Source organism: Bradyrhizobium sp. SOJA106, from assembly GCF_059448745.1.
The window spans coordinates 2,523,066-2,547,389 of sequence record NZ_CM182549.1 but is presented as its reverse complement, the minus strand read 5'-3'; the positions used below and the strand labels follow the sequence as shown (position 1 = coordinate 2,547,389).

Below are 24,324 nucleotides of genomic sequence, written 5' to 3'. Positions count from 1 at the left end.
GCAGAGCTCACCCGATGGCCCGCAGGTTTTCCGCTCCCTATCAGACGGAGCCCGTGTCCAGCCTCGCGAGCTGGGCGCGCAATCTGGCCGTGTTCGCGGTGGTGGCGGTGTTGGTGTCGATCCTCATCGTCCGCTTCGGCTTTCTGGAACCGAAGCCGGCGCTCGCGACCTTCTTCGGGGGCCTTGCGATTGCCGGGCTCTCCATCCTGTTCGGGCTCGCCGGCTTTGCCGCGATCTGGCAGAACGGCTCGCGCGGCATGGCGCGCATCCTGCTCGCGTTCCTGATCGACGGGATGATCCTCGCCTACCCCGCCTATCTCGGCCTGCAATACCGCAAGCTGCCGGCGATCCACGACATCACCACCGACCCGATCGACCCCCCGCGGTTCGAGGCGCTGGCCCCCCTGCGCGCCGTCGAAGGCGCCAACACTGCGGTTTATGCCGGTCTCTACTCGGCCGAACAGCAGCGCCATTTCTATCCCGATATCGAGCCGATCGAGCTCGAGATCCCCGTCGACCGCGCCTATGCGATCGCGCGCCAGCTCGTCATCAAGCGCAAATGGCTCGTCATCGACGAACGCGAGCCGAGGCCGCCGCGCCGCATCGGCCGCATCGAGGCGGTGGCGCGCACGCCGATCATGGGCCTGCGCGAGGACATTTCCATCAGGGTCGTGCCCGATGGCGACGATTCCCGCGTCGACATCCGCTCCGCCTCGCGCCATTTCGAGAGCGACCTCGGCAGCAACGCGGCGCGCGTGACCAAGTTCATCGAGGACCTCAACACCGCTGCGGACGCCGATGCTCTGAAGCCGGTGAAGAAGACACCGGTGGCGCCGCCGAAGGCGCCGGCGAAGACGGTGAAGAAATGACGCGACAGCGTCATTCCGGGGCGCCGCAAAGCGGCGAACCCGGGATCTCGCGCCGCAATCTCTGGATTCCGGGACGCTAGGCGCCCGCCATCCGGTACGATCCCGTGATCACGGGATCGCCGTCAGTCGCCACCACGCCGCGGGCGACGAGATCCTCAAGATGCGCCAGCACGGAATAGCCCGCGGCCGCCGTCAGCCTCGGGTCGATGCCGATATAGATCGCGCGCACCATGGTCGGGATGTCGGTCTCGCCCTTGGCGAGGCGATGCAGGATGGAGGCCTCGCGCGCCTTGCGGTGACGGATCAGAAAGCGCACGAAGCGCTGGCCGTCCGGGATTTCAGGACCGTGGCCCGAGAAATACAGATCCTCATCGCGTGCGGCGAGACGATCGAGCGATTCCATGTAATCGATCATCGAGCCGTCGGGCGGCGCCACGATCGAGGTCGACCAGCCCATCACGTGGTCGCCGACGAAATTGAACTTCCGCTCGGGCCAGGCGAACGCGAGATGATTGGCGGTGTGGCCGGGCGTCGCCACGGCCTCGAGCCGCCAGCCGTCGCCCTCGACGACGTCGCCATGGGCGATCCTGATATCGGGCGCGAAATCGCGGTCGGCACCGGATTCCGGATTGTGCTTCTCGCTCTCGAAGCGCGGGCGCGAGGCGCGGTGCGGGCCTTCGGCATAGACGGGCGCGCCGGTCGCCTGCTTGATCCGTGTCGTGTTCGGCGAATGGTCGCGATGGGTGTGGGTGACGAAGATGTGGCTCACCGTCTCGCCGCGCACGGCATCGAGCAGTGCAGCCGCATGGGCCGCATCATTAGGACCGGGATCGATGATCGCGACGTTGCCCTTGCCGACGATATAGCTGACGGTGCCGGTGAAGGTGAACGGGCTCGGATTGTTACAGAGCACGCGCCGCACGCCGGGACGGACTTCCTCGACCATTCCGGGCTTCAGCGGAAAGTTGCGATTGAACGGGACGTCGTCGTTGTCGGACATGGCTTCTTCTTTGTTCTTTGACGTCATTCCGGGACGCCCGAAAGGCGAACTCCGGTGCGCCCTTGCGCACCTGAGAATCTCGTCATTCCGGGTTCGATGCTTGGCATCGCCTCGGAATGACGGAGAACGTAATCAGAAAAACGCCTGAATGCCCGTAATCGCGCGGCCCAGGATCAGGGCGTGGACGTCGTGAGTGCCCTCGTAGGTGTTGACCGTCTCGAGGTTATGGACGTGGCGCATCACGTGATATTCGGCCGAGATGCCGTTGCCGCCATGCATGTCGCGGGCGGCGCGGGCGATGTCGAGGGCCTTGCCGCAATTGTTGCGCTTCATGATCGAGATCATCTCGGGCGCGAACTTCCCCTCGTCCATCAGGCGGCCGACGCGAAGCGAGCCTTGCAGGCCGAGCGCGATCTCGGTCTCCATGTCGGCGAGCTTCTTCTGCACCAGCTGGGTCGCGGCAAGCGGCTTGCCGAACTGCTTGCGGTCGAGCGTGTACTGGCGGGCGCGATGCATGCAGTCCTCGGCCGCGCCCATCGCGCCCCAGGAGATGCCGTAGCGGGCGCGGTTGAGGCAGCCGAACGGGCCCTTGAGGCCGGATACGTTAGGCAGCAGCGCGTCCTCGGGAACCACGACGCCGTCCATCACGACTTCGCCGGTGATCGAGGCGCGGAGCGACAGCTTGCCGCCGATCTTCGGCGCTGACAGGCCCTTCATGCCCTTCTCCAGCACGAAGCCGCGGATCTGGTTGTCGTGCTCGGCCGACTTAGCCCAGACCACGAACACATCGGCGATCGGCGCGTTGGAGATCCACATCTTGCTGCCGGTCAGGCGATAGCCGTCCGACACCTTCTCGGCGCGGGTCTTCATGCCGGCCGGATCGGAGCCGGCATCGGGCTCGGTCAGGCCGAAGCAGCCGACCCACTCGCCGCTGGCGAGCTTGGGCAGGTACTTCTTGCGCTGGTTCTCGTCGCCATAGGCGTAGATCGGATACATTACCAGCGAGGACTGCACCGAGTTCATCGAGCGATAGCCGGAGTCGACCCGCTCGATCTCGCGCGCGACGAGGCCATAGGCGACGTAGCTCGCGTTGGCGCAGCCATATTCCTCGGGCAGCGTGATGCCGATGAGGCCGAGCTCGCCCATCTCGTTGAAGATCTCGCGATCGGTCTTCTCTTCGAGATAGGCCTTGGAGACGCGCGGCAGCAGCTTGTCCTGGGCATAGGCGCGTGCGGTGTCGCGCACCATGCGCTCGTCTTCGGTGAGTTGCTCGTCGAGCAGGAACGGATCGTCCCACTGGAAGGAAGCCGCAGCCGGCTTGTCCTTGATCTGAGGGCGCACGCTCATGAAACGTCCTTTCGCGTCTGGTTCCGTCAAATAAATTGCCCGACAAATTAAAGCGCCGCGGCAACAAGTGCAATGCATCCTGGTTTCGGTCATTCCGGGGTGATGCGAAGCATGGCGCTTTCAGCGCCATCCCGGGATGACACTGCGTGTCAGCTCTCGAGCTGCTCGTTGGCAACGATCTCGATGCCGAAGCCCGACAGGCCCTTGTAGTCGTGCACCGAGGAGGTGAGATGGCGGATCGAGGTGACGCCGAGATCGCGCAAAATCTGAGCGCCGACGCCGACCTCGCGCCACTGGCGGTTGCGGTCGGCCTCGGTCGCCGTCTCGTCCGACAGCGGCGACACGGGAACACCGGCCGCACCGTCGCGCAAGTACACCAGCACGCCACGGCCGGATTTCTTGAAATGCTCGAGCACCGCCGCCATGCGCTTGTGGCCGGTGAAGGTGTCCTTGACGATGTTGGGCTTGTGAAAGCGCGTCAGCACGTTCTTGCCGTCTCCGACGCCGTTATAGACGAAGGCAACGTGGGCGATGGAGTCGAAGGGCGAGCGGTAGGCGTAGCCCTGCAAAGGGCCGATCGGGCTTTCGGTGACGAAGGTCGAGACCCGCTCGATCAGTTTCTCGCGCGCCTGACGGTAGGCGATCATGTCGGCGATAGTGACGTGCTTGAGCTTGTGCCGGGCGGCGAACTGCGCGACCTGCTCGCCCTTCATCACGCTGCCGTCGTCGTTCATCAGCTCGCTGATGACGCCGACCGGCGGCAGGCCGGAGAGCTTGCAGAGATCGACGGCGGCCTCGGTATGGCCGGAGCGCAGGAGCACGCCGCCATCCTTGGCGATCAGCGGAAAGATGTGGCCCGGGCGGGCGAAGTCGTTGGCGCCGACATTGGGATTGGACAGCGCGCGGCAGCACGAGGCGCGCTCCTCGGCCGAGATGCCGGTGCCGCCGTCGGGCTTGTAATCGATCGAGACCGTGAAGGCGGTGGTGTGCGCGGAATCGTTGTGGGCGACCATCGGATCGAGCCGCAGGCGGCGCGCGTCCTCGGTGGTCACGGGCGCGCAGACGATGCCGGAGGTGTGGCGGATGATGAACGCCATCTTCTCGGCGGTGCAGAGCGAAGCGGCGACGATCAGATCGCCCTCGCCCTCACGGTCTTCGTCGTCGGTGACGACCACGAGCTCGCCCCGGGCAAAGGCCTGCAAGACTTCCTGAACGCTATCGGGCATGTCCCAATCTCTATCGGTTACGAGCGGGAGGCTTAGCCGGACTCTCGCCGGGGCGCTAGTGTCCTGGACGCAACCGCATATTCCGGCTCGCGGGCCTGCCCGCGGTTTTCAGGCTTGCACCGCAGATATCAGCGATATAGGCGCGGATGCCCCAGGGGGAAGACCGCCGTCAGGGCAGCACTTCGCGCCGCTCGCCGAGCCGCAGGTCGAGCTCGGCGCGCTTGTCGGCCAGAAGCCCGGCCTGGGCCGCTTCGATCACGGTAAAGAGCTCATGAGCATCGCTGAGCCGGGGCACGGTGACGTAGCTGGCGCCGGCCTCATAGAGCTCGCCGACATCGGCCAGGAAGTCGGCCGTGGCCACGATCAGGGCGGTCGGGTTCAGCGCGCGGACGTGGCGGACCAGCTTCTCGTTGGTGGCGCCCTTGAGCAGCGAATCCGGCACGCTGAGGATGATCATCTCGGACTTGCCGACGCCGGCATGGAGCAGCGTGTCGACATTGCTGATGTCGCCATAGATCACGTGCAGGCCGCGCGACAGCAGCGTCTGGTACACATTGGGGTTGAAGTCGACCACGGTGATCTGCTCGAGCAGCACCGGCGCCTGCCGTTCGATCTCGGCGAGCAGCGCGCTCGCCGCACGGAAAAAGCCGAGGATGACGATGCGGCGGGCCTCGCCGTGGCCAGCCTCGTGGCCCTCGTCGCCGCGCGCCTGGCCGTGGTCGAGATCCTTCAGGCCGATGCGCTTCAACGGGCCGATCGCCCAGCGGGTGATCTCGTCGCTGCGGCTCATCGCGAAGGTCGAGAGCACCGCCAGCACCACGAAGGCGAAGGACGCCGCATTCGCCGTCTCGGCTGCGATGTGGTGGTCGGTGATGCCGGTCTGGATCACCACCAGCGAGAACTCGGAGATTTGCGCGAGGTTTAGCGCCGGCAGCAGGCTGGCGCGCAGGCCCTGCTTCATCAGGTAGAGCGGGGTGAAGGTGGTGACGAGCCGGCTCACCACCGTGAACGCCGCGATCATAAGCGCCAAGCCGATCACGGAAAGGCCCGGCACGGGAATGGTCATGCCGAGCGCGACGAAGAACAGCGTGATGAAGAAGTCGCGGAGCGTCGTGACCTTGGCGGTGACGTCGAGCGCATAGGGAAAGGTCGAGAGCGAGACGCCGGCAATCAGCGCGCCCATCTCGCGCGACAGCGACAGCCGCTCGGCGGTCTCGGCGACGAGAAAGCACCAGGCCAGCGCGCCGAGCAGGATCAGCTCCGGCCGCCGGGCGATCTGGTGGAACAGGCGCGGCAGCACATAGCGGCTGACCAGCAGCGCAGCCGCGACCAGCACCGCGACGCGGCCGATCGAGAGCAGGATGACGGTGAATTCCAGATTGGCGAGGCTCGGCTGCACCGCCAGGAATAGGATGGCGAAGATATCCTGGAGCACCAAGACGCCGAGGGTGATGCGGCCCGGCAGCGTATCGAGCTCGCGCTTCTCGTAGAGCACCTTGACGATGACGACCGTGCTCGACAGCGCGCAGGCGACGCAGAGATAGAGCGCATCGAAATGGCCGCCGCCGAGCGACAGGCCGATGCCGACGAAGAACAGCACCCCGAGCAGGCAGCCGCCGAGCAGCTGGCCGCCCGCCGCGAACAGGATCACCTTGCCTGCCCGTACGATCTTCTTCAGGTCGATCTCGAGGCCAATCATGAACAGCATGAAGATCAGGCCGAGCTCGGAGATGACGCTGATCGATTCCTGCGACTTGACCCAGCCGGCGCCGAATGGACCTATGCAGAAGCCGGCGATAAGGTAGGCCAGGATCAGCGGTTGCCGCGAGAAATGGGCTAAAAGGCCCAGCATCCAGGCAAACAGGATACAAAGAGTGATGTCGCGAATGAGTTCGTGCATGCCAAATCGGTCCGTTTTGCCGCACCCTAGTGACCGAGTGCAGCGCGGCAAGCGAGCAATTCGTCACATGCGGATGGTGCTCTGGCTGATAGCCCTGCTAGGTTCGTTCGCGCCTGCGATCGCTCAGCCCAAGGTCAATATCGAGCAGACCTTTGCCGACTCGCTCACCGCGGTGCCGAACGAGGAACTGGCCGTCTCCGGCGAGTTCTACGTGCCGGCCTATTCCAGCGTGGCGATGAGCCAGGGCAAGCTGCGTGTCGACTTCTCGGTCACGCTAAGCGTGCACAACGCCTCCGAGACGCAAGCACTGGTGGTCAAACGCATCGCCTATTTCGACACGGCCGGCAAGCAGGTCGAGACCTATCTGAAGGCGCCTGTCGCCTTGAAGCCGCTGGCCACCGTCTCGCTCTTTATCGCGACCGACGACGTGCGCGGCGGGACCGGGGCCAATTTCCTGGTCGACTGGGCGGCGACGGGCGAGATCGCCGAGCCGGTGGTCGAGGCCTTGATGGTTGGCGGCGTCGCCAATGCGCATTACGCTTTCATCAGCGTGGGCCGTCCGACGCGGACGGTCGGCAAGAAGTGAGGCCGTCAGCGCAACGCCGGCCGGCTCAACAAAAACAAGATGAGGAACGCTCCCATGACGTCCAGCTTCGATTTCGCGCCCCTGTTTCCCGCAGGGCTGCCGGCCCCTTCTGCGCGCTGGACGGGCCTTGCCAAATACAGCTTTGTCGGCGGTAACAACGACTCCGAGCAGCTGCCGCTCGACGGCCTGATCGAGGCGACCAACTCGGTCCTGCAACGCGAGGGGCGCTCGCTCGCCACCTACGGGCTGGCGCATGGTCCGCAAGGCTATTTGCCCCTGCGCGAGTTCCTCGTGACGAAACTCAAGCGCGATGCCGGCATCAACTGCACAGTCGACGATCTCCTGATCGTGTCTGGCTCGCTGCAGGCGCTCGACCTCGTCAACAGCACGCTGCTGACGCGCGGCGACACCGTGATCTTCGAGCAGGAGAGCTACCAGGGCTCGTTGACCCGCCTCGCGCGGCTCGGCGTTAACGTGGTCGGCATCCCGCTCGACAAGGACGGCATGCGCATGGAGGTACTTGCCTCGGCATTGGCCGATCTGAAACGCCGCGGCATCCGTCCCAAATACATCTATACCATTCCTACCGTGCAGAACCCGACCGGCACCATCATGCCGGAGAGCCGCCGCGCCGAGCTGATACGGCTCGCGACCCAATACGGCGTGCCGATCTTCGAGGACGATTGCTATGCGGACCTCGTCTGGTCGGGACAGCGGCCGCCGGCAATCTACGCGATGAGCCCGCATGGTGGCGTGATCCATATCGGCTCGTTCTCGAAGTCGATCGCGCCGGCGCTGCGCGTCGGCTTCGTCGTCGCGCCCTGGGATGTGATGTCGCGGATGCTGGCGCTGAAGACGGACGCCGGCTCCGGCGCGCTGGAGCAGATGGTGCTCGCGGCCTATTGCAAGCCGCATTTTGCGAGCCACGTGCCGGCGCTGACGAAGGCGCTGCGCACCAAGCTCGATACGCTGATGGAGGCGCTGAACGAGCAGTTCGGCACCGCAGCCGAGTTCGAGGAGCCGAAGGGCGGCATCTTCCTCTGGGTCAAGCTGCCCGACCAGGTCGATACGCTAAGGCTGTATCAGGCCGCGCTCGCGGCGGGCGTCTCGATCAATCCGGGGCCGGAATGGTCGACCAATAAGAGCCATTCCGGCTCGCGGCTGCGGCTGTGCTTTGCGAGCCCCTCGCATCAGCAGATCCGCGAAGGCGTCGCCGTGCTGGCTGAGGTCTGCCGCAAGGAGTTCGGACTGCCGGCCCGCAGCGCCAATGTGGAGAAACGGGCCTGAGGCTCGCTTAGGCTGCCTGGGGCTGGCTGCCCTGGATCGCAGCGGCCAGCCGCAGCAGCAGCACGATGGAGACGTTGCCCTTGCCGGCCTCGATCTGGGCGATGTAGCGCTCGGAGATTCCGGAGCGGCGGGCCAGCTCCCGGCGCGACAGCTCGCAGCGCGTGCGCGAGGTTCTCAGGCGTTCGCCGAGCTCGGCCAGAAACGCGGCCTCGGAATAAGGCGGCACGGCACAGCTGCCCGGCAGCACCTCGCCCGCGAAATCCATGACTTGATCCAGCATCGCTCTCACCACGTATCGCCTTCGGGAGCGCCATCCTACGCCTGATACCATCGGCCTCATTGACGCGGATCAAATTCGCGCGCGATCGGCAGCCGCCGTGGACGATCGCGCCCGGAATGCTAACGCGCGATGACGTTGGGATGAATCGTCACCGCGCTTTAGGTTGTGTTTGAGCGTGATCTTGTCGGAAAACCGCTTCGCGCTTTCCCCGATCATGCTTTAGAATTTGGAATTGTTCGAGGCGGGGTTTTTCAGGATATGACGTGTTGTCTCAGCCGCTGGACCACGGCGGCGGTGCTATCGATTGCGTTGACGTCCACGGCCGGCGCAGGGACGCTGGAAGTGACGGTCGAGCAATGGGGCCTGCTCGGCGCATGGGCGGTCGATTGCGCAGCAAGTCCCGACCGCGACAAGGGCGCGCGGCTCACTTACGAAATCCGGAAGGACGGCCGGGTGATGTACCGGCGCAATTTCGGCGAAGCCAAGGACGAGAACGAGGTCGTGTCCGCGACGGTCAATGCCGAGGGCCTGCTCATTGTGATGGTCTACTTCCCTTCGATGCAGCAGACGCGCGAATTCGGCCTGCTGCTGTTGAAGGACGGCGGCTTGCGCGCGATCTACAATCGCAGCGAGCGCGGCATCTACACTATCAGTGACGGCAAATACGTTGGCACGGGCGAGCTGACGCCGGTGCAGCAGCGCTGCGATTAGCCATTGCGTTTGAGCACGGTCTTTCCGGGCTCATGCTCTGCCTGAATATCCATTCAGAAATCTCCTCCCGTTCCTCCGGAACGTTCATGCGAATGCGCGGTTTAGATTTGCATTCGATTGGAGGAGGACATCATGAAGAAGCTTGGTTATGTGGTTGCGGCCCTGGGCGCGCTCGTGATCGCGGCGCCGACGCTGGCCAGCGCCGAGACGGTGGTGATCAAGCGCGGTCATCATCACGGCCCGTACGCCGCCCACGCCGAGTACGGCATGCATCGCGACCACGGCTGGCATCGCGGCTGGCACCATGGCGACCGGGTCGTCGTGATCAAGCACAGCCATCGTCACCACTGGGACTAATGCGCAACGCAACATGGAGATGGCCCCTCGCGGGGCCATTTCTTTGCGTGTTTGAAGTTTCAGCGGGGACTAATCCCACGCCGGCGCAAAAACCGGGCTGACGCAGCGCTTGTCCTTGGGCAGCGCGGCGATCTTCCTGCGGTCGGCATCGTCGAGCGTGATCTTCAGCGCGTCGAGATTGGCCTGCTGGCTCTCGCGGCGCGAAGCCTTTGGAATCGCGGCGACGCCGTTCTGGTCGAGCAGCCATTTCAGCGCGACCTGGGCTGCGGTCGCATTGTGCTTGGCGCCGATCTCGGCCAGCACCGGATCGGAGGCGATGCGCCCCTGCGCGAGCGGGCAATAGGCGACCAGCGGGATCGATTTGGCGTTGAGATACGCCAGCACCTTCGATTGATCGAGCATGGCATGATATTCGATCTGGTTGCAGGCGATCGGCGCCCTGATGTCCTCGACGGCGATCTTGAGCAGCGCCGTGGTGAAATTGGCAACGCCAATCGCCCGCGTACGCCCATCCTCCTTCAGCTTCATCAGGGTCTCGAACACCGCACCCCAGTTGGCCGACTTCGACGGCCAGTGCACGAGATAGAGATCGGCATGGTCGAGCCGAAGCTTGCTCAGGCTGGCGTCGAAAGCGCGGCGGATGGCGTCGGGGCTGAGGTTCTCGTGCCAGACCTTGGTCGTGACGTGCAACTCGCCACGCGGCAGCCGGGCCGCGGCCAGCGCGGCGCCGATAGCTTCCTCGTTGGCGTACATTTCGGCGGTGTCGATGTGCCGGTAGCCGATCGCAAGCGCGCTCTCGACCGCGGCGCGGCAGGCATCGCCCTGCATGCGGAAGGTGCCGAGGCCGAGCTTGGGCATGCCGATGCCCTGTGTCTCCAGATGATCCATAAGTCAACTCCTGACGTCATTCATGCCGCGAGACACGCGGTGGACCGCGGGGACAGACTCTTCGGTGATGGAAAAGAGGTGGCGGGAGGAGGCAGTGTAGCGCGTGAGGCGCAAGGCGGCCAATCAAGATCGAGTTAAGCCCCCGCCGTCATGCCCGGGGCTGTCCCGGACATCCACGTTGTCGTGCTAGGCAAGACGTGGATGGCCGGGACAAGCCCGGCCACGATGACAGAGAGACTGCACGCCGCTCACGAATGCTGCGCCACCAGGGCCGGGAGGGCCTGCGGCAGCGGCTCGATGTCGACCGACCAGAGGTCGTGGTTGTCGACGTCCTTCAGGGTCACGGTCATGACGCCGCTACGTCCGTCGATGTCGACGCGGCCGAAGAACTGGAGGCCGAAGCTCGGCGCGAGGTTGTCGCCCTGCGTCTCGCTGCAGCCGTTCTGGTACATCGCGACCGGGCCAAACGTGTTGTCGAGCTCTCCCGGACCCCAGGTGCCGGCGTGCAGCGGGCCCGAGACGAACTCCCAGAACGGCTCGAAATCCTGGAACTTGGCTTTGTTCGGATCGTAGTAATGCGCGGCGGTGTAGTGCATGTCGGCGGTGAGCCAGACGATGTTGCGGATGCCGGCGCGCTTGATCGCGCTGAGCAGATCGGCAATCTCGTGCTCGCGCCGGTCGGGCGCGCCATTGCCGAGCGCTACGGCGTCCAGGCTGACGAGGCCGATCGGCAGATCGGCCGCGATCACCTTCCAGGTTGCGCGCGAGGCGGCGAGCTCCCGCTTCAGCCAAGCGAGCTGCTCGGCGCCTAGAATCCAGCCGCGATGATCGTCGCCCTTGTTCCAGGTCTCATCGCGATAGCTGCGCATGTCGATCATGAACACGTCGAGCAGCGGCCCGTAAGCAATCTTGCGATAGACCCGGCCCTTGCGCGCGCCGATGTCGCGGATCGGCATGAAGTCGAAGAAGGCGCGTCGGGCGCGCGCAACGAGCCACGGGGTGCCGTCGTCTTCAAAGCCGGCGTCATCGTAGCTGCCGGTGGGCGACCAGTCGTTGGTCACTTCGTGATCGTCCCACTGTGCGAACATCGGCACTTCGGCGTGGAAGGCGTGGAAGTTTTCGTCGAGATGGTTGTATTTGTAGTTGCCGCGGAACTGCGCCAGGGTGTGCGCGACCTCGGTTTTCTCCTCGGTCACCACATTGCGCCAGATCTCCCCGTTCGGCAGCTTCTGCTCGGACGGGATCGTGCAGTCGGCGTAGATGTGATCGCCGGAATGGATGAAGAAGTCCGGGCGGTTGTCGAGCATGGTACGATAGCTGCGATAGCCGCCACGCGCGACGTCGATGCCCCAGCCCTGCCCCGCGACATCGCCCGACCACACGAACGAGATCGATCGGCCGGCCGCCGGCGTGGTGCGGAAATGACCGGTGCGGCTTTCGCCGGCAATGCCGGTCGCGATGTCATCGAAGCGCACGCGATAGAAGATGTCCTGCCCGGGCGGCAAGTCGTTCAGCAGGAGCTTTGCGGTGCAGTCGGCATCAGGCAGCGCGTGGCGCGAGGCGGATGCGATGATTGTCTTGAAGCTCTCGAGGGTGGAGCACTCCACCTGCATGCGTGCGGGCCGGTCCGCGCGCGCCCAGATCACGGCGGAGCCATCGGAGACATCACCGGACTGGATGCCGCCCGCGATCTGCGGGCGATCGGCGGCGCGGCTGATCGCAGGCTTCGCAAGCGAGGCGATGGCGAGACTTGAGGCGGAGCGGACCAGGAATTGCCGCCGGGTCCATGCGCACGAAGCGCGGAGCGATGCCATTCAGGAGACCTTCGTCGAATCGCGACGGAAGGTGCCTGCGCTCCTTGACTTCGGGCTTACGGTTTCTTGACTCCACGCCTACGGTTTTGCGACGCGGAGATGACGCGCGCGGAACTAACTACCGCTTCCAATTGCAGATACCGCCGGAGCGGCACGGCCAGGTCTGGATGCGGGTGTCCATCGCCTGCGCGTCGAGCGGATTGCCGCGGCGATGTGCTAGCTTGGTTCGCGCGGCACCGCGCGGCTGGGCGCTCCTGGCATGCGCGACTTTCGGCTCGGGCACATGCACGCGCTCGGCGGCGACCTTCTTCGGCACATCCATCGGCTCGACCCGGGCCTGCGCCTCGTTGCCGCCCTTGGCCTGGAGCGCCACCGGCGCGAACTGCGTCTCGGGCCCGAGCCGCTTCGGCGACAGCACGGCCTTGGAGAGATCAAGACCGAGATATTCGTCGGGCTTGTAGTCCTCAGCGCGTGCGAGACCGCCCCATGCGAGCACGAGAGCAATGGCAACCGCAAAAGGCACGCTTTTCAGGACCACGGACTCCTCCTGAAATTGAATTATCAAAGGGCATAAGCTACCCCTATTTAGGAGGCGTCGCGTGCAATTCCAGCGGCCAATTGCCGCCGTGGTTAAGAAGTTTGGCGGTCTCAGGCGACCTTTCGCGTCGCACCCGTCCCGTCCAGGAACCCGAGCAGGCGGCTGCGGATGATGGTTTCCGCCTCGCTCATGATGCGATCGACGAGCTCCTGGCAAGTTGGGATGTCGTGGATGAGCCCTGCGACCATGCCGCAGCTCCAGGCGCCCGCGTCCATTTGTCCATCCAGCATGATTCTGGGATAGACGCCCGCGACCTGGTCGTGGATGTCGTCGATGGTGAGCTTGGCGCCCTTCTCGCGCTCGATCTCGAGCAGGCGATCGACATTGGCGTTCTTGAGGACGCGCTCGGTGTTGCGCAGCGCGCGCATGATCAGGCGGGTATCGAGCTCGGTGGCGGCGACCAGCGCGTTCTTCACGTTCTGATGCACTGGGGCTTCCTTGGTGGCGATGAAGCGCGTGCCCATGTTCATGCCGGCAGCACCCAGCGAGAGCGCCGCGACGAGGCTGCGCCCGTCGGCCATGCCGCCGGAGGCGACGAACGGGATCTTCAATTCCTCCGCCGCGCGCGGCAGCAGGATCATGTTCGGAATGTCGTCCTCGCCGGGATGACCGCCGCACTCGAAGCCGTCCACGCTGACCGCATCGCAGCCGATCTTCTCGGCCTTCAGCGAGTGACGCACGGAGGTGCATTTGTGAATGACCTTGATGCCGGCGGCTTTCAGCGCGGGCATGTATTGCTCCGGACTGCGCCCGGCGGTCTCCACCGCCTTGATGCCGCCTTCGACGATGGCCGCGATGTATTCCGGATAAGGCGGCGCCGAGAAGGTCGGCAGGAAGGTGAGGTTCACGCCGAACGGCTTGTCGGTCATGTCGCGACAGCGTGCGATTTCCTTCGCGAGCAATTCCGGCGTCTTTTGCGTGAGACCGGTGATGATGCCGAGCCCGCCGGCATTGGACACGGCAGCAGCCAGCTCGGCAAAGCCGACGAAATGCATGCCGCCCTGGATGATCGGGTGCTCGATGCCGAACAGTTCGGTGATCGCGGTCTTCACGTAAGTCCTCCTCCCGGAATTTGCTCAGATTGATTTCAGTCTAGCCGGACTTTTACGCCGCGGTCACCATTTCTCTCCGAACGGGCGGATCTCCATCTCGAAGGTCCAGGCACTCTTCGGCTGCTGGTAGAGCTGCCAATAGGAATCGGCGACAGCCGACGGCGGCATCAAGAGGTCGGGATTGTCGAGCGCATTGGGGCCAAGCGCTTCGAGCCGGCGCTGCCGCACCCATTCGGTGTCGACGCCGGAATCGATGATGAGATGGGCGACGTGGATGTTCTTCGGCCCGAGCTCGCGCGCCATCGCCTGCGCCACCGCGCGAAGGCCAAATTTCGCGCTCGCGAAGGCGGCAAAGCCGCTGCCGCCGCGCAAGCTCGCGGTCGCCCCTGTGAAGAAGATGTTGCCGCCGCCGCGCGGCAGCATCAGCCGGGCAGCTTCTCTCCCGGCGAGGAAGCCGGAATAGCAGGCCATCTCCCAGACCTTGCGGAAGACTCGTTCGGTGGTGTCGAGGATCGGGAAATTGACGTTGGCACCGACGTTGAAGATGCAGACTTCGAGCGGCGCGTGTTTGTCGGCATCGTCGAGGAAAGAGATGATCTCCTCTTCCTTGCGCGCATCGAGCGAACGCGCGTGGATCTCGCCGCCGGCAGCTTCGATATCCTTCACCAGGGGCGCGAGCTTGTCGCCGTTGCGGCGGCCGGCGAAGATCGAAAAGCCTTCGGCGGCGAATTTCTTGGCGATCTCGGAGCCGATGAAATCGCCGGCGCCGATCACGGCCGCTGTCGCGTGTCGCTGGGGCAGGGTCGCCTCCTCCGGTTGGGTGACGGGATTGGGAGGAAAGCTATAGTTCTAAAATAGAACTGTCAAACGACTGCGCCGAATGCTAGGTTTCGGACCAAATTGCGTTGATCATTCAAGTCAGTTCCTTTTTCTGACTGACAAGGCCTGAGCCGGAGACCGGATCATGAAATGGGATACGCTGGACGAAGAGCCCTGCTCGCTCTCCCGCACCGTCGCGGTGGTCGGCGACCGCTGGACGCTGCTGATCCTGCGCGAGTGCTTCTTGCGCGTGCGCCGGTTCGAAGCATTCCAGTCCTCGCTCCAGATCACGCGGCATCTGCTGTCGGAGCGGCTGAAGAAGCTGGTCCGCTTCGGCATCCTGCGCCGCGTCCCCTACTCTGACGCACCGAAGCGCTACGAATACATCCTGACGCAGAAGGGCCTCGACCTCTATCCGATCATCATGGCGATGGTGCATTGGGGCGACACCCACATGGGCGACGAGCGCGGTCGCCCGTTGCTGCACGAGCACAGGACGTGCGGCAAGCTGTTCGATCCCGTGATGGTGTGCTCGGAATGCGGCGAGCCGCTGCACGCCAAGCAGGTGCATGTGCATGCCGGGCCTGGGCGGAAGGAGGCGGTGGGGTGAGACACGCTATCGCCACTTGCGCAGCCGCGCTCCTGCGCAACATCTCGGATCGACAACGACGTCCAGCCTCAATGCCCCCGCGCCGGCGCGTGCAGATCGATCGGCCGCAGCACGGCCGCGGTGGGAATCATCAGCACCGCGACGATCGCAAGCGTCCAGAACACGTCGATATAGGCGAGGAAATCGACCTGCTGCTGCAAGGTGCGGCCGACCCAGGCCACCGCCTGTGACGCCGCATCGCTCGCATTCGAGCCCTGCGCCTGGAAATAGCGCGTCATCGCGTCGATGGTCTGCTGATAGCCGAGGTCGGACGGCGAGGCGTGCTCGATCAGGCGGCTCTGATGGAATTGCTGGCGCTGCGCCAAAATGGTTTGTGCGAGCGCGACGCCCATGGATCCCCCGATGTTGCGGGCGACATTGATCAAGGCGGACGCCTGGTTGGTCTTGTCCGGCGGGACGCCGTCATAGGACGCGGTGGTCACCGGCAGGAAGAGGAACGGCAGGCCCAGCGCGAGGAAGATGCGTGACAGGGCGGCATAACCGTAGGTGATGTCGCCGTTGAGGCCGGTGAGATGCCACATCGAGAACGCGACGACCGCAGCGCCGAACATGATGAGATATTTCGGCTGCACCATGCTGACGAGGCGTCCGACCACCGGCATCAGCACCAGCGTCGCGAGGCCGCCCGGTGACAGCGCGAGGCCGGCCAGCATGGCCGTGTAGTTCAGCTCGGTCTGGAGCAGTTGCGGCAAAAGCTGTGTCGTCGAGATCAGCACCGCGCCGGTGCCGAGCATGACCAGGAAGCAGGCGCCGAACTGGCGCCGGCCGAGCAGGCGGAGGTCGACGATGGGATCCTCTCGAGTCAGTTCCCACGGGATCAGCGCGAGCAGTGACACCGCCGCAAGCACCGCGAAGACGATGATCATGTTCGAGCCGAACCAGTCGTTGCGCTGGCCCTCGTCGAGCACGAATTCGAGCGAGCCGAGCCCGATCGCAACCAGCAGGAAGCCGACATAGTCGACCCGCAGCCCCTTGCTCAGCAGCTTCCGCCGCTCCTCCTCCGCACCCGAGGGCTCCTTGACCAGCGTACCGACCAGAAACAGCGAGAGCAGTCCCATCGGCACGTTGATCAGGAACACCCAGTGCCACGAATAGGTGTCGGTGATCCAGCCGCCGAGCGTCGGGCCGATCACCGGCGCGACCACCACGGCAACGCCGTAGATCGCAAAGGCCTGTCCGCGCTTATGCGGCGGGAAGGAGTCGGCGAGGATCGCCTGCTCGCTGGTCGCCATGCCGCCGCCGCCGAGGCCCTGGAGAATCCGGAACAGCACCAGCGCCTCCAGATTCCAGGCGAAGCCGCACAGCAGCGATGCCACCGAGAAGGTCGCAACGCAGATCATGTAGAAGCGCTTGCGTCCGACCACGGTCGAGAGCCAGCCGGAGATCGACAGCACGACGGCGTTGGCGACGAGATAGCTGGTGATGACATAGGTGCTCTCGTCGATGCCGACCGCGAGCCCGCCGGCGATGTGGCGCAGCGCGACATTGGCGATGGTGGTGTCGAGCACCTCCATGAAGGTCGCGATCGAGACCACGAACGCGATGAGATAAGGATTGTGCCCGCCGGCCGCCGAACGCTCCGGCGACCAGCCTCCGGCGCCCTCTTGCGTGGCGTCCGTCATCGCACCCTGGTCCAGGGCACGACCGACATGCCGGGGCCGACGGGCAGATCGGCCGGCCAGCTGTCGACCACGATCTTCACCGGCACGCGCTGCACCACCTTGACGTAATTGCCGGTGGCGTTCTCCGCCGGCAGCAGGCTGAACGCGGTGCCTGAGCCCGGCTGCACGGAATCGACATGGCCGGTCAGCTTGCGCCCGGGATAGGCGTCGATGCGGATCTCGACCGGCTGGCCCGGACGCATGTCGTTGAGCTGCGTCTCCTTGTAGTTGGCGACGATCCAGACCTCGTCCGGCACGAACATCATCAGGCTCTGGCCTGCGGTGACGAAGGTGCCCTTGCCGCCGGACAGCCGCACCACGCGGCCGGACTGGGCGGCGACGACGCTGGTGTATTGCCGATTCAATTTGGCATGATCGAGCTGCGCCTGCGATTGCTCCAGCTGTGCCTTGGCGCCTTGAAGCTGCGCCTGCAGCGTCTTGATGCCGGCCTGTGCGGTCGTGACCGCGGTCTTGGCACGCTCGGTGTTGGCCCGCTGCGCCTGAAGGTCTGAGCGGGTCTGCTGCTGGCGCTGCACGGTGCCGGCCCCTTTCTCGACCAGATTTTCCGCGCGGTCGAACTCCTCCTGCGCGAACTGGAGCTGGGCCTGCGCCTGCTCGAGCTGGGCCCGGGCCTGCTTGATCTGCTCCTCCTGGGAGACGATCTGCGCCTCGACATTTGCGATGTTGGCCTTGGACGCTTCAACTTGCGCAGTGGCCTGGTCGACCGCGATCCGGTAGTCGCGCTCGTCGATCTTCGCCAGCAGATCGCCGGCATCGACATGCTGGTTGTCGGTGACCGGCACGTCGGTCACGTAGCCGCCCACCTTCGAGGCCACGGAAAAGCTGCGCGCCGCGACGAAAGCGTCATCGGTGGACTCGTAATGGCGGATCTCGAGCCAATAGAGTGGGCCAACGACGAGTGCCGCGATCACCACGATGGCGCCGACGGTTGCCGGCAGCCAGTGCTCACGAATCCGGTCGCGCAGCGATGGTGTCTTCGCCGGCTGCGGGCCGTCGGCGTCACGGGGAGAGGCCTTCGGAGCTTCCTTCGCCCGCTGCGGCTGCTCCGCGGACGGATCACGCTGCCGTGTCTGAGCATCCACGGTGGAACACCTTTCTTGCGGACTAAACCGGCGGGAGAGCGGAGACGAACAGCTCGCGCGCCGCGAGCCTAACCGCAGCCCTGAGGCATGGTTCCGGCTTTGAAGAAGCTCACCGCCATTCGTGATTGCATCGCTCAAAAAACAAGCGCGGCACTCTCGCCGCGCTTGCCTGAAGTGCCGGTATGGAGCACTTGCTCAGTGCGTCTTGCTCTCGTGCCATCTCTCGAGATCGGGCTTCACCTTGCCGGACCCCTGCTCCTTCTCCGGAGTGCCCTTCCAGGGCGTGTCCGTCTGACTGTGCGAGCCCCAGTCATTCTGCTGCCGGGGATCGTCGTTGGGTCGTTCCTTGCTCATCGCAGGCTCCTTCGCTGGATGCTATGCGAAGGGAACGCCGTAATAGGAGTTGATGCCGCGAACTGCGGCCTCATCACCCCAGTTCCAGTCGCTCCGATCGCCGTATTTCGGCGCGCCTTCCAGCTCCTTGGTGGTGATGCCGGTGACATAGCCGCCGAGCTCCGTGTCGTATTTGAGCGACTGCCAGGGCAAGGGGTAGTGATCATTGCCGAGCCCCAGGAAGCCGCCAAAACCGAGCACGGCGTAGGACACCTTGCCACTGACCTTGTCGATCATCACACGCTCGATCGAACCGATCCTGTTGCGGTCCGCGCCATAGACCGATGTTCCCTCGACCTTGTCACTGCCGATCAACCGGCCCATCTCGCTGCGGTCCAGTTCGCCTTGATTCAGCATGTCAATTCTCCACTCAGCCGATGTTTGAATCAACCGCGCGGGCGAGCGATCGTTCCGGCACGCAACCTGCGCAAGATCAGGAACATCGCCGGAAACGCGCGGTTCTAACGTCACCGAAAGGAAACCGGGAGCCGCCTCAATGTCCCAGACCGTCTCCGACTTCATCATCCAGCGCCTGCATCAATGGGGCGTGCGGCACATGTTCGGTTATCCCGGCGACGGCATCAACGGCGTCTTCGGCGCGCTGAATCGGGCGGACGGCAAGATCGGCTTCGTGCAGGCGCGGCACGAGGAGATGGCCGCGTTCATGGCGACCGCTTACGCGAAGTTTTCAGGCGAGCTCGGCGTCTGCATCGCGACCTCCGGCCCCGGCGCCTCACATCTCATCACCGGCCTCTACGATGCCCTGCTCGATCACCAGCCGGTGCTGGCGATCGTCGGCCAGCAGGCGCGCGATGCGCTGGGCGGGAACTACCAGCAGGAACTCGACCTCGTCTCGATGTTCAAGGATGTCGCCGGCGCCTATGTCGTGCAGGCATCCTCGCCCGCGCAGGTGCGGCACCTGGTCGACCGCGCGGTGCGAACCGCGCTGGCCCGGCGAGTTCCCACGGCGATCATCCTGCCCAACGATCTGCAGGAAGAAGCCTACGAAAGCCCACCCCGTGCACACGGCACGCTGCATTCCGGCATCGGTTACAATTCGCCCAGCATCATGCCGCGCGACGCCGATCTCGACCGCGCTGCGGAGGTGCTCAACGCCGGCAAGAAGGTCGCGATGCTGATCGGCGCCGGCACGCTCCATGCGACGGACGAGGTGATTGCGGTCGCCGACCGCTTGTCGGCCGGCTGCGCCAAGGCGCTGCTCGGCAAGGCGGCGCTGCCGGACGATCTGCCTTGGGTGACCGGCTCGATCGGCCTGCTCGGCACCGAGCCCAGCTACAACATGATGATGGGCTGCGACACGCTGCTGATGGTCGGCTCCGCCTTTCCCTATGCCGAATTCCTGCCCAAGGAAGGCAGCTGCCGCGGCGTGCAGATCGATATCGACGCCAGCATGATGTCGATCCGCTTTCCCATGGAGGTCGGCCTGGTCGGCGATGCCGCCGAAACCTTGCGCGCGCTGCTGCCGCGGCTTGCCCCCAAGGCCGATGGCGCCTGGCGCAAGGCCATCGAGGATGACGTCGCAAAATGGTGGAAGACCCTGGACGATCGCGCGCATCAGCCGGCCGCGCCGGTCAATCCGCAACTGGTCGCCTGGGAATTGTCCCCTCGCCTGCCCGACCGCGCCATCATCACCAGCGATTCCGGCTCCTGCGCCAACTGGTTCGCGCGCGATTTGAAGATGCGCCGCGACATGATCGCTTCGCTCTCCGGCGGCCTCGCGTCGATGGGCGCCGCGGTGCCTTATGCGCTTGCTGCAAAATATGCCCATCCGGACCGACCGGTGATTGCGCTGGTCGGCGACGGTGCGATGCAGATGAACAACATGGCCGAGCTGATCACGGCCGCGAAATACTGGCGGTCCTGGCGCGACCCGCGCTTTATCGTCTGCGTCTTCAACAATGAGGATCTCAACCAGGTCACCTGGGAGCAGCGCATCATCAACGGCGATCCAAAATTCGAGGCCTCGCAGCGCATTCCCGACGTGTCCTATTCCCGCTTTGCCGAGATGATCGGCCTCACCGGCATCTTCGTGAACAGTCCGCAGCTGCTCGGCTCGGCATGGGATCAGGCGCTCGCGAGCGAGAGGCCCGTCGTGCTGGAGGTGAAGACCGATCCCGAGGTGCCGCCGCTGCCGCCGCACATCACGCTCCAGCAGGCCAAGAACTTCTCGCTCGCGCTGATGAAGGGCGATCCGAACGAGAGCAGCGTCATCAAGGGCGCGGCACGGCAGGTGCTCGAAACCATCCTGCCCGGAAAGGAGTGAACCATGAGCGATTTCCGCGATATCCAGCATGGCGTCAACGACCCCGTCGACGGCGTCGACGTGAAGCAGCACTTCAACGACAACAAGACGCCACACGAACGCGCACAGCGCCATGCCGACGTACGTGCTGAGCCTTCGGCCTCGCCAGGCGAGCCGTTTCTGCCCGAACGGCTGCGTCGCAAGCCGACCGATCCCATCAATCCGCGCACCGGCCGCAATCCCACCGACTAGCCGTTAGGAACCTCGGCCCCTGCGGTGTGTTGGTCGGCGCAACGTCGCGCGGCGAGAGGCTGCGCCCACATCGGAGAGATCGGACCATGAAACGGACCATCATCGCCATTGCCTGCGTGCTGCTCGCAGGCCCCGCGCTCGCCCAGTCGCTGGGCGAGAAGACCGGCGTCAATTCGGCACTCGGCGTCGCGCCGACCACCGCCGACTTCGTCAAGGAGGTCGCGATCAGCGACATGTTCGAGATCGAATCGAGCAAGCTCGCCGAGCAGAAAGGCAACGCGCAGGAGAAGACCTTCGCCCAGCAGATGGTGACCGACCACACCAAGACCAGCGGCGAGCTGAAGGGGCTGGTCAGCGACGGCAAGGTGCAGGCAACCCTGCCGACGGCGCTCGACAGCTCGCACCAGAGCAAGCTCGACAAGCTCAAGGGCGCGACGGGCAAGGATTTCAGCTCGGACTACAATTCCTACCAGGTCAGCGCCCACGAGGACGCCGTGTCGCTGTTCGAACGTTACGCCAAGGGCGGCGACAATACCGCGCTGAAGGACTGGGCCGGCAAGACGCTGCCGGCGCTCAAGCATCATCTCGACATGGCCAAGGAGCTCGGCAAGGCGCCGAGCGTCGGTCAGTCGAAGTAGCCATGTTCCGAGGACGCCGGCAAGTGCGGCGTCCTCCCAATTAGCAGCGATGCCCGTCTCTGCGGATAGAGATCGCAAATCGCGAAGATCATCATGGCACAGCAAGACAAGAGTTCACTCACCCGCCGGCACGTCGTCCACGCCGCGAGCGCGACGCTCGCGGCGGCTTCGCTGGCGCCCTCGACAGCGAAGGGAGACACGTCCATGGCCGAGCAGAAACTGATCGACCCCGTCGGCCGCTATCCGAAGCCGCCTTTCAAGAAGCAGTCGCAGCCTTGGCCGGGTCTCGCCGGCAAAATGGAGCCGCGCCCGGACCATGGCGAGACCAGCTACAAGGGCTCCGGCCGCCTCGCCGGACGCAAGGCGCTGATCACCGGCGGTGATTCCGGCATGGGCCGCGCCGCCGCAATCGCCTATGCGCGCGAAGGCGCCGACATTGCCATCAACTATTTCCCCACTGAGGAGGCGGATGCACAAGACGTGATCGCGCTAATCAAGCAGGAACGCCGCAACGGCGTTGCCATCCCCGGCGATCTCCGCGACGAGACATTCTGCAAGACGCTGGTCGAGCAGGCCGTGCGCCAACTGGGCGGACTCGACATCGTCGTCTGCAACGCCGCACGCCAGCAGAGCCGCGAGTCGATCCTCGAAGTCTCGTCCGAGGATTTCGACGCGACGATGAAGACGAACATCTACGCCCCGTTCTGGATCATCAAGGCGGCGCTGCCGCATCTGAAGCCCGGATCCTGCATCATCGGCACGACCTCCGAGCAGGCTTATGACCCGTCACCGGAGCTCTATGATTACGCGCAGACCAAGGCGGCGACGATGAACTACGTGAAGTCGCTGGCCAAGCAGCTCGCTTCAAAGGGCATCCGCGTCAACGGCGTCGCACCGGGTCCGATCTGGACGCCGCTCCAGGTCTCCGGCGGCGCGACGATGGAGAAGCTCGAGAAGTTCGGCGGCATGACGCCGCTCGGTCGCCCCGGTCAGCCCGCCGAGCTCGCGTCCATTTACGTGCAACTGGCCGCGGCGGATGCGAGCTATGCGACCGGGCAGGTGTATGGATCCGCCGGCGGATCAGGGCAGCCATAGTCGCGGCTGCGCGGGCCGATGACAGGTAAAGTCCGGGAACAATCGCTGTCTTCCAGGCTTTACACAACTGTCACACAAGGAACCACCTGCCCGCGGGACCGATGGCGCTCGTAACAGTCAAACCCACCCGGATCGATACAGCGATCGCGAACGAGATCGCGGACCATACCAACTCAGGACTTGAGCACGCTGCCGAGACATTGACGTGGGGCGCAGACGAGCACGTGGTGCTCGCGCTCGCCGCTGCAGGATGGCTCTACACAAGACTGCAGTCACCGCAGAAGCGCCGCCTTGCCGATCACGTCCTGATGGTGTCGCTGGCGACAGCCGTACTGCCGCACGTGCTGAAATCGGTGTTCGATCAGACAAGGCCGGACCGGCTGACAGTGCGCGGTCATTGGCGCGGCATTCCCTTCTCGGGACGATCCCGGGATGCATTTCCCTCAGGTCACGCCGTGCATATGGGTGCACTCGCCTCCGCGGCCGGCCTGCTGCCGCCGGCGCGGCGCCGGGTCGCGCGCGCGCTCGCCGTGGTGCTGTCGTTGACGCGCGTGGCGCTGCTTGCGCATTGGATCAGCGACGTGGTGGCTGGCTTCACGCTCGGCGTCCTCGTCGAGCGGCTCCTCAGGCCGTTCACACTCGGAAAGCCACGCCAGGTACGGCCTTCAGCCTCGCGGGTGCGGCCATGACGGAATATCTCGTGCGCTTCATCGCCGGCGGTCTGATCGTCTCGGTGTTCGCGATCTGCGGCGACATACTGCGGCCGAAGAGCTTTGCCGGGCTGCTCGGCGCAGCGCCCTCGGTCGCGCTGGCGACCCTTGGCATCGCCGTGGTCCAGCATGGCCCGCAATATGCCGCGGCCGAGAGCTGGACCATGATCTACGGTGCGATCGCCCTCGCCTGCTACAGCCTCGCGGTCTGCCATTTGCTGATGAGGCTTCGTCTCGCCGCGCTGCCGGCCACCATTGCCGCCTTCGCGGTATGGCTCGCGGTCGCCTTCGGCCTGCTGGCGGGCTTCGGAGGGGCGGCGTGATGCTGGTCAAGCTGTCCTCCTCGGCGCTGCAGCAGACCCGTTGGTACGAATACGCCGTTCGCTTCGTGCTCGGCGGCCTTGCGACGGTGCTTGCGGGATTCATCGGCTCGCGCTTCGGCGTCTCGGTTGGCGGCCTCTTCCTCGCGCTTCCCGCCATCTTCTGTGCCAGCGCGACCCTGATCGAAAGCCACGAACGTCACGCCAAGGAGAAAGCCGGGCTGAGCGGGCGGCGTCGCGGACAGAACGCGGCGGCGCTCGATGCGGCTGGCGCGGCGCTGGGCAGTATCGGCCTTGCGGCGTTCGCTCTCGTGTTCCATCTCGCGGTCGAATCAAGCGTTGCGGTCGCTTTCATCGCGGCGTTGACGGTTTGGGCCGTGATCTCCGTCGTGGCCTGGTGGCTCAGGCGCAAGGTCCGCATCATCTCCCGCAATCCTCGGCGATCCGCGCATCCGGCAAAGAGCCACGGTCTTTCCTCGTAAAGG

Annotated in this window: 27 protein-coding genes; 13 read left to right on the top strand and 14 right to left on the bottom strand. The window is 64.9% G+C overall.

Going from position 1 to position 24,324, the window contains the following annotated elements; all coding sequences use genetic code 11:
* Positions 1–14 precede the first annotated feature (14 nt).
* Positions 15–869: a DUF1499 domain-containing protein gene (locus AC5V87_RS11340; RefSeq protein ID WP_495371005.1), complete on the top strand. Its 855-nt coding sequence runs from the start codon at positions 15–17 to the stop codon at positions 867–869.
* Positions 870–945: 76 nt separating this feature from the next.
* On the opposite strand, the gene AC5V87_RS11335 is transcribed toward AC5V87_RS11340, so the two are convergent.
* From AC5V87_RS11335 to AC5V87_RS11320, 4 genes are all read right to left on the bottom strand, one after another.
* Entirely contained in the window at positions 946–1,869 is a 924-nt protein-coding gene (locus AC5V87_RS11335; protein ID WP_495371004.1) for an MBL fold metallo-hydrolase, read from the bottom strand.
* A gap of 132 nt (positions 1,870–2,001) precedes the next feature.
* On the bottom strand, positions 2,002–3,216 hold the full coding sequence (locus tag AC5V87_RS11330) for an acyl-CoA dehydrogenase (RefSeq protein ID WP_456839980.1): 1,215 nt from the start codon (positions 3,214–3,216) through the stop codon (positions 2,002–2,004).
* A 149-nt stretch (positions 3,217–3,365) separates the two neighbouring features.
* Positions 3,366–4,442, bottom strand: coding sequence for a 3,4-dihydroxy-2-butanone-4-phosphate synthase (ribB, locus tag AC5V87_RS11325; RefSeq protein WP_456839981.1), 1,077 nt, complete (start codon positions 4,440–4,442; stop codon positions 3,366–3,368).
* A gap of 169 nt (positions 4,443–4,611) precedes the next feature.
* Positions 4,612–6,342 carry a cation:proton antiporter domain-containing protein gene (locus tag AC5V87_RS11320; protein ID WP_456839982.1) on the bottom strand — a complete coding sequence of 577 codons (1,731 nt, stop codon included), beginning with the start codon at positions 6,340–6,342 and terminating at the stop codon, positions 4,612–4,614.
* A gap of 67 nt (positions 6,343–6,409) precedes the next feature.
* Between AC5V87_RS11320 and AC5V87_RS11315 the strand changes: the two genes are divergently transcribed.
* Positions 6,410–6,928, top strand: a complete 519-nt coding sequence (locus AC5V87_RS11315; protein ID WP_495371003.1) for a DUF3124 domain-containing protein — start codon at positions 6,410–6,412, stop codon at positions 6,926–6,928.
* A 54-nt stretch (positions 6,929–6,982) separates the two neighbouring features.
* The gene (locus tag AC5V87_RS11310) at positions 6,983–8,215 is read left to right on the top strand and encodes an aminotransferase-like domain-containing protein (protein ID WP_456839984.1); all 1,233 of its coding nucleotides are present in this window, start codon (positions 6,983–6,985) and stop codon (positions 8,213–8,215) included.
* 7 nt (positions 8,216–8,222) lie between these two features.
* Here the strand turns inward: AC5V87_RS11310 and AC5V87_RS11305 are convergent, their stop codons facing one another.
* Positions 8,223–8,495, bottom strand: a complete 273-nt coding sequence (locus tag AC5V87_RS11305) for a helix-turn-helix domain-containing protein (protein WP_495371002.1) — start codon at positions 8,493–8,495, stop codon at positions 8,223–8,225.
* A gap of 258 nt (positions 8,496–8,753) precedes the next feature.
* Between AC5V87_RS11305 and AC5V87_RS11300 the strand changes: the two genes are divergently transcribed.
* On the top strand, positions 8,754–9,206 hold the full coding sequence (locus tag AC5V87_RS11300) for a hypothetical protein (RefSeq protein ID WP_495371001.1): 453 nt from the start codon (positions 8,754–8,756) through the stop codon (positions 9,204–9,206).
* 132 nt (positions 9,207–9,338) lie between these two features.
* Positions 9,339–9,563, top strand: a complete 225-nt coding sequence (locus AC5V87_RS11295; protein ID WP_495371000.1) for a hypothetical protein — start codon at positions 9,339–9,341, stop codon at positions 9,561–9,563.
* A gap of 69 nt (positions 9,564–9,632) precedes the next feature.
* On the opposite strand, the gene AC5V87_RS11290 is transcribed toward AC5V87_RS11295, so the two are convergent.
* From AC5V87_RS11290 to AC5V87_RS11270, 5 genes are all read right to left on the bottom strand, one after another.
* Entirely contained in the window at positions 9,633–10,451 is an 819-nt protein-coding gene (locus tag AC5V87_RS11290; protein ID WP_495370999.1) for an aldo/keto reductase, read from the bottom strand.
* Positions 10,452–10,699: 248 nt separating this feature from the next.
* Positions 10,700–12,265 (bottom strand): alkaline phosphatase D family protein, encoded by a 1,566-nt coding sequence (locus AC5V87_RS11285; protein WP_495370998.1) that lies wholly within the window; start codon positions 12,263–12,265, stop codon positions 10,700–10,702.
* Positions 12,266–12,383: 118 nt separating this feature from the next.
* On the bottom strand, positions 12,384–12,803 hold the full coding sequence (locus tag AC5V87_RS11280; RefSeq protein ID WP_495370997.1) for a hypothetical protein: 420 nt from the start codon (positions 12,801–12,803) through the stop codon (positions 12,384–12,386).
* Positions 12,804–12,913: 110 nt separating this feature from the next.
* Positions 12,914–13,915 carry an NAD(P)H-dependent flavin oxidoreductase gene (locus tag AC5V87_RS11275; protein WP_456839990.1) on the bottom strand — a complete coding sequence of 334 codons (1,002 nt, stop codon included), beginning with the start codon at positions 13,913–13,915 and terminating at the stop codon, positions 12,914–12,916.
* Positions 13,916–13,978: 63 nt separating this feature from the next.
* Positions 13,979–14,716, bottom strand: coding sequence for an SDR family oxidoreductase (locus tag AC5V87_RS11270; RefSeq protein ID WP_495371881.1), 738 nt, complete (start codon positions 14,714–14,716; stop codon positions 13,979–13,981).
* 163 nt (positions 14,717–14,879) lie between these two features.
* Between AC5V87_RS11270 and AC5V87_RS11265 the strand changes: the two genes are divergently transcribed.
* Positions 14,880–15,344 carry a winged helix-turn-helix transcriptional regulator gene (locus AC5V87_RS11265; protein WP_456839991.1) on the top strand — a complete coding sequence of 155 codons (465 nt, stop codon included), beginning with the start codon at positions 14,880–14,882 and terminating at the stop codon, positions 15,342–15,344.
* Positions 15,345–15,412: 68 nt separating this feature from the next.
* On the opposite strand, the gene AC5V87_RS11260 is transcribed toward AC5V87_RS11265, so the two are convergent.
* From AC5V87_RS11260 to AC5V87_RS11245, 4 genes are all read right to left on the bottom strand, one after another.
* Complete coding sequence (locus tag AC5V87_RS11260; protein WP_495370996.1) at positions 15,413–17,026, bottom strand: DHA2 family efflux MFS transporter permease subunit; 1,614 nt, start codon at positions 17,024–17,026, stop codon at positions 15,413–15,415.
* The gene (locus tag AC5V87_RS11255) at positions 17,023–18,168 is read right to left on the bottom strand and encodes an HlyD family secretion protein (protein ID WP_495370995.1); all 1,146 of its coding nucleotides are present in this window, start codon (positions 18,166–18,168) and stop codon (positions 17,023–17,025) included. Before AC5V87_RS11255 ends, AC5V87_RS11260 begins: the two co-directional genes overlap by 4 nt.
* Positions 18,169–18,363: 195 nt before the next feature.
* Positions 18,364–18,522, bottom strand: coding sequence for a hypothetical protein (locus AC5V87_RS11250; protein ID WP_456839994.1), 159 nt, complete (start codon positions 18,520–18,522; stop codon positions 18,364–18,366).
* A gap of 21 nt (positions 18,523–18,543) precedes the next feature.
* Positions 18,544–18,918 carry a PRC-barrel domain-containing protein gene (locus AC5V87_RS11245; RefSeq protein ID WP_456839995.1) on the bottom strand — a complete coding sequence of 125 codons (375 nt, stop codon included), beginning with the start codon at positions 18,916–18,918 and terminating at the stop codon, positions 18,544–18,546.
* A 139-nt stretch (positions 18,919–19,057) separates the two neighbouring features.
* Here AC5V87_RS11245 and AC5V87_RS11240 point away from each other — a divergent pair, with 139 nt between their 5' ends.
* From AC5V87_RS11240 to AC5V87_RS11210, 7 genes are all read left to right on the top strand, one after another.
* Positions 19,058–20,845: a thiamine pyrophosphate-requiring protein gene (locus AC5V87_RS11240; RefSeq protein ID WP_495370994.1), complete on the top strand. Its 1,788-nt coding sequence runs from the start codon at positions 19,058–19,060 to the stop codon at positions 20,843–20,845.
* Positions 20,846–20,848: 3 nt separating this feature from the next.
* Positions 20,849–21,076 carry a hypothetical protein gene (locus tag AC5V87_RS11235; RefSeq protein WP_456839997.1) on the top strand — a complete coding sequence of 76 codons (228 nt, stop codon included), beginning with the start codon at positions 20,849–20,851 and terminating at the stop codon, positions 21,074–21,076.
* 86 nt (positions 21,077–21,162) lie between these two features.
* On the top strand, positions 21,163–21,714 hold the full coding sequence (locus AC5V87_RS11230) for a DUF4142 domain-containing protein (RefSeq protein ID WP_495370993.1): 552 nt from the start codon (positions 21,163–21,165) through the stop codon (positions 21,712–21,714).
* Positions 21,715–21,918: 204 nt separating this feature from the next.
* Positions 21,919–22,809 (top strand): SDR family oxidoreductase, encoded by an 891-nt coding sequence (locus AC5V87_RS11225; protein WP_495371880.1) that lies wholly within the window; start codon positions 21,919–21,921, stop codon positions 22,807–22,809.
* 101 nt (positions 22,810–22,910) lie between these two features.
* Entirely contained in the window at positions 22,911–23,498 is a 588-nt protein-coding gene (locus AC5V87_RS11220; RefSeq protein ID WP_495370992.1) for a phosphatase PAP2 family protein, read from the top strand.
* A complete protein-coding gene (locus AC5V87_RS11215) occupies positions 23,495–23,842 on the top strand; it encodes a DUF3147 family protein (protein ID WP_456840000.1) in 348 nt (115 codons plus the stop codon). Before AC5V87_RS11220 ends, AC5V87_RS11215 begins: the two co-directional genes overlap by 4 nt.
* Positions 23,842–24,321, top strand: a complete 480-nt coding sequence (locus AC5V87_RS11210; protein WP_456843404.1) for a DUF3147 family protein — start codon at positions 23,842–23,844, stop codon at positions 24,319–24,321. The genes AC5V87_RS11215 and AC5V87_RS11210 overlap by 1 nt, the downstream gene beginning before the upstream one ends.
* Positions 24,322–24,324: the final 3 nt, after the last annotated feature.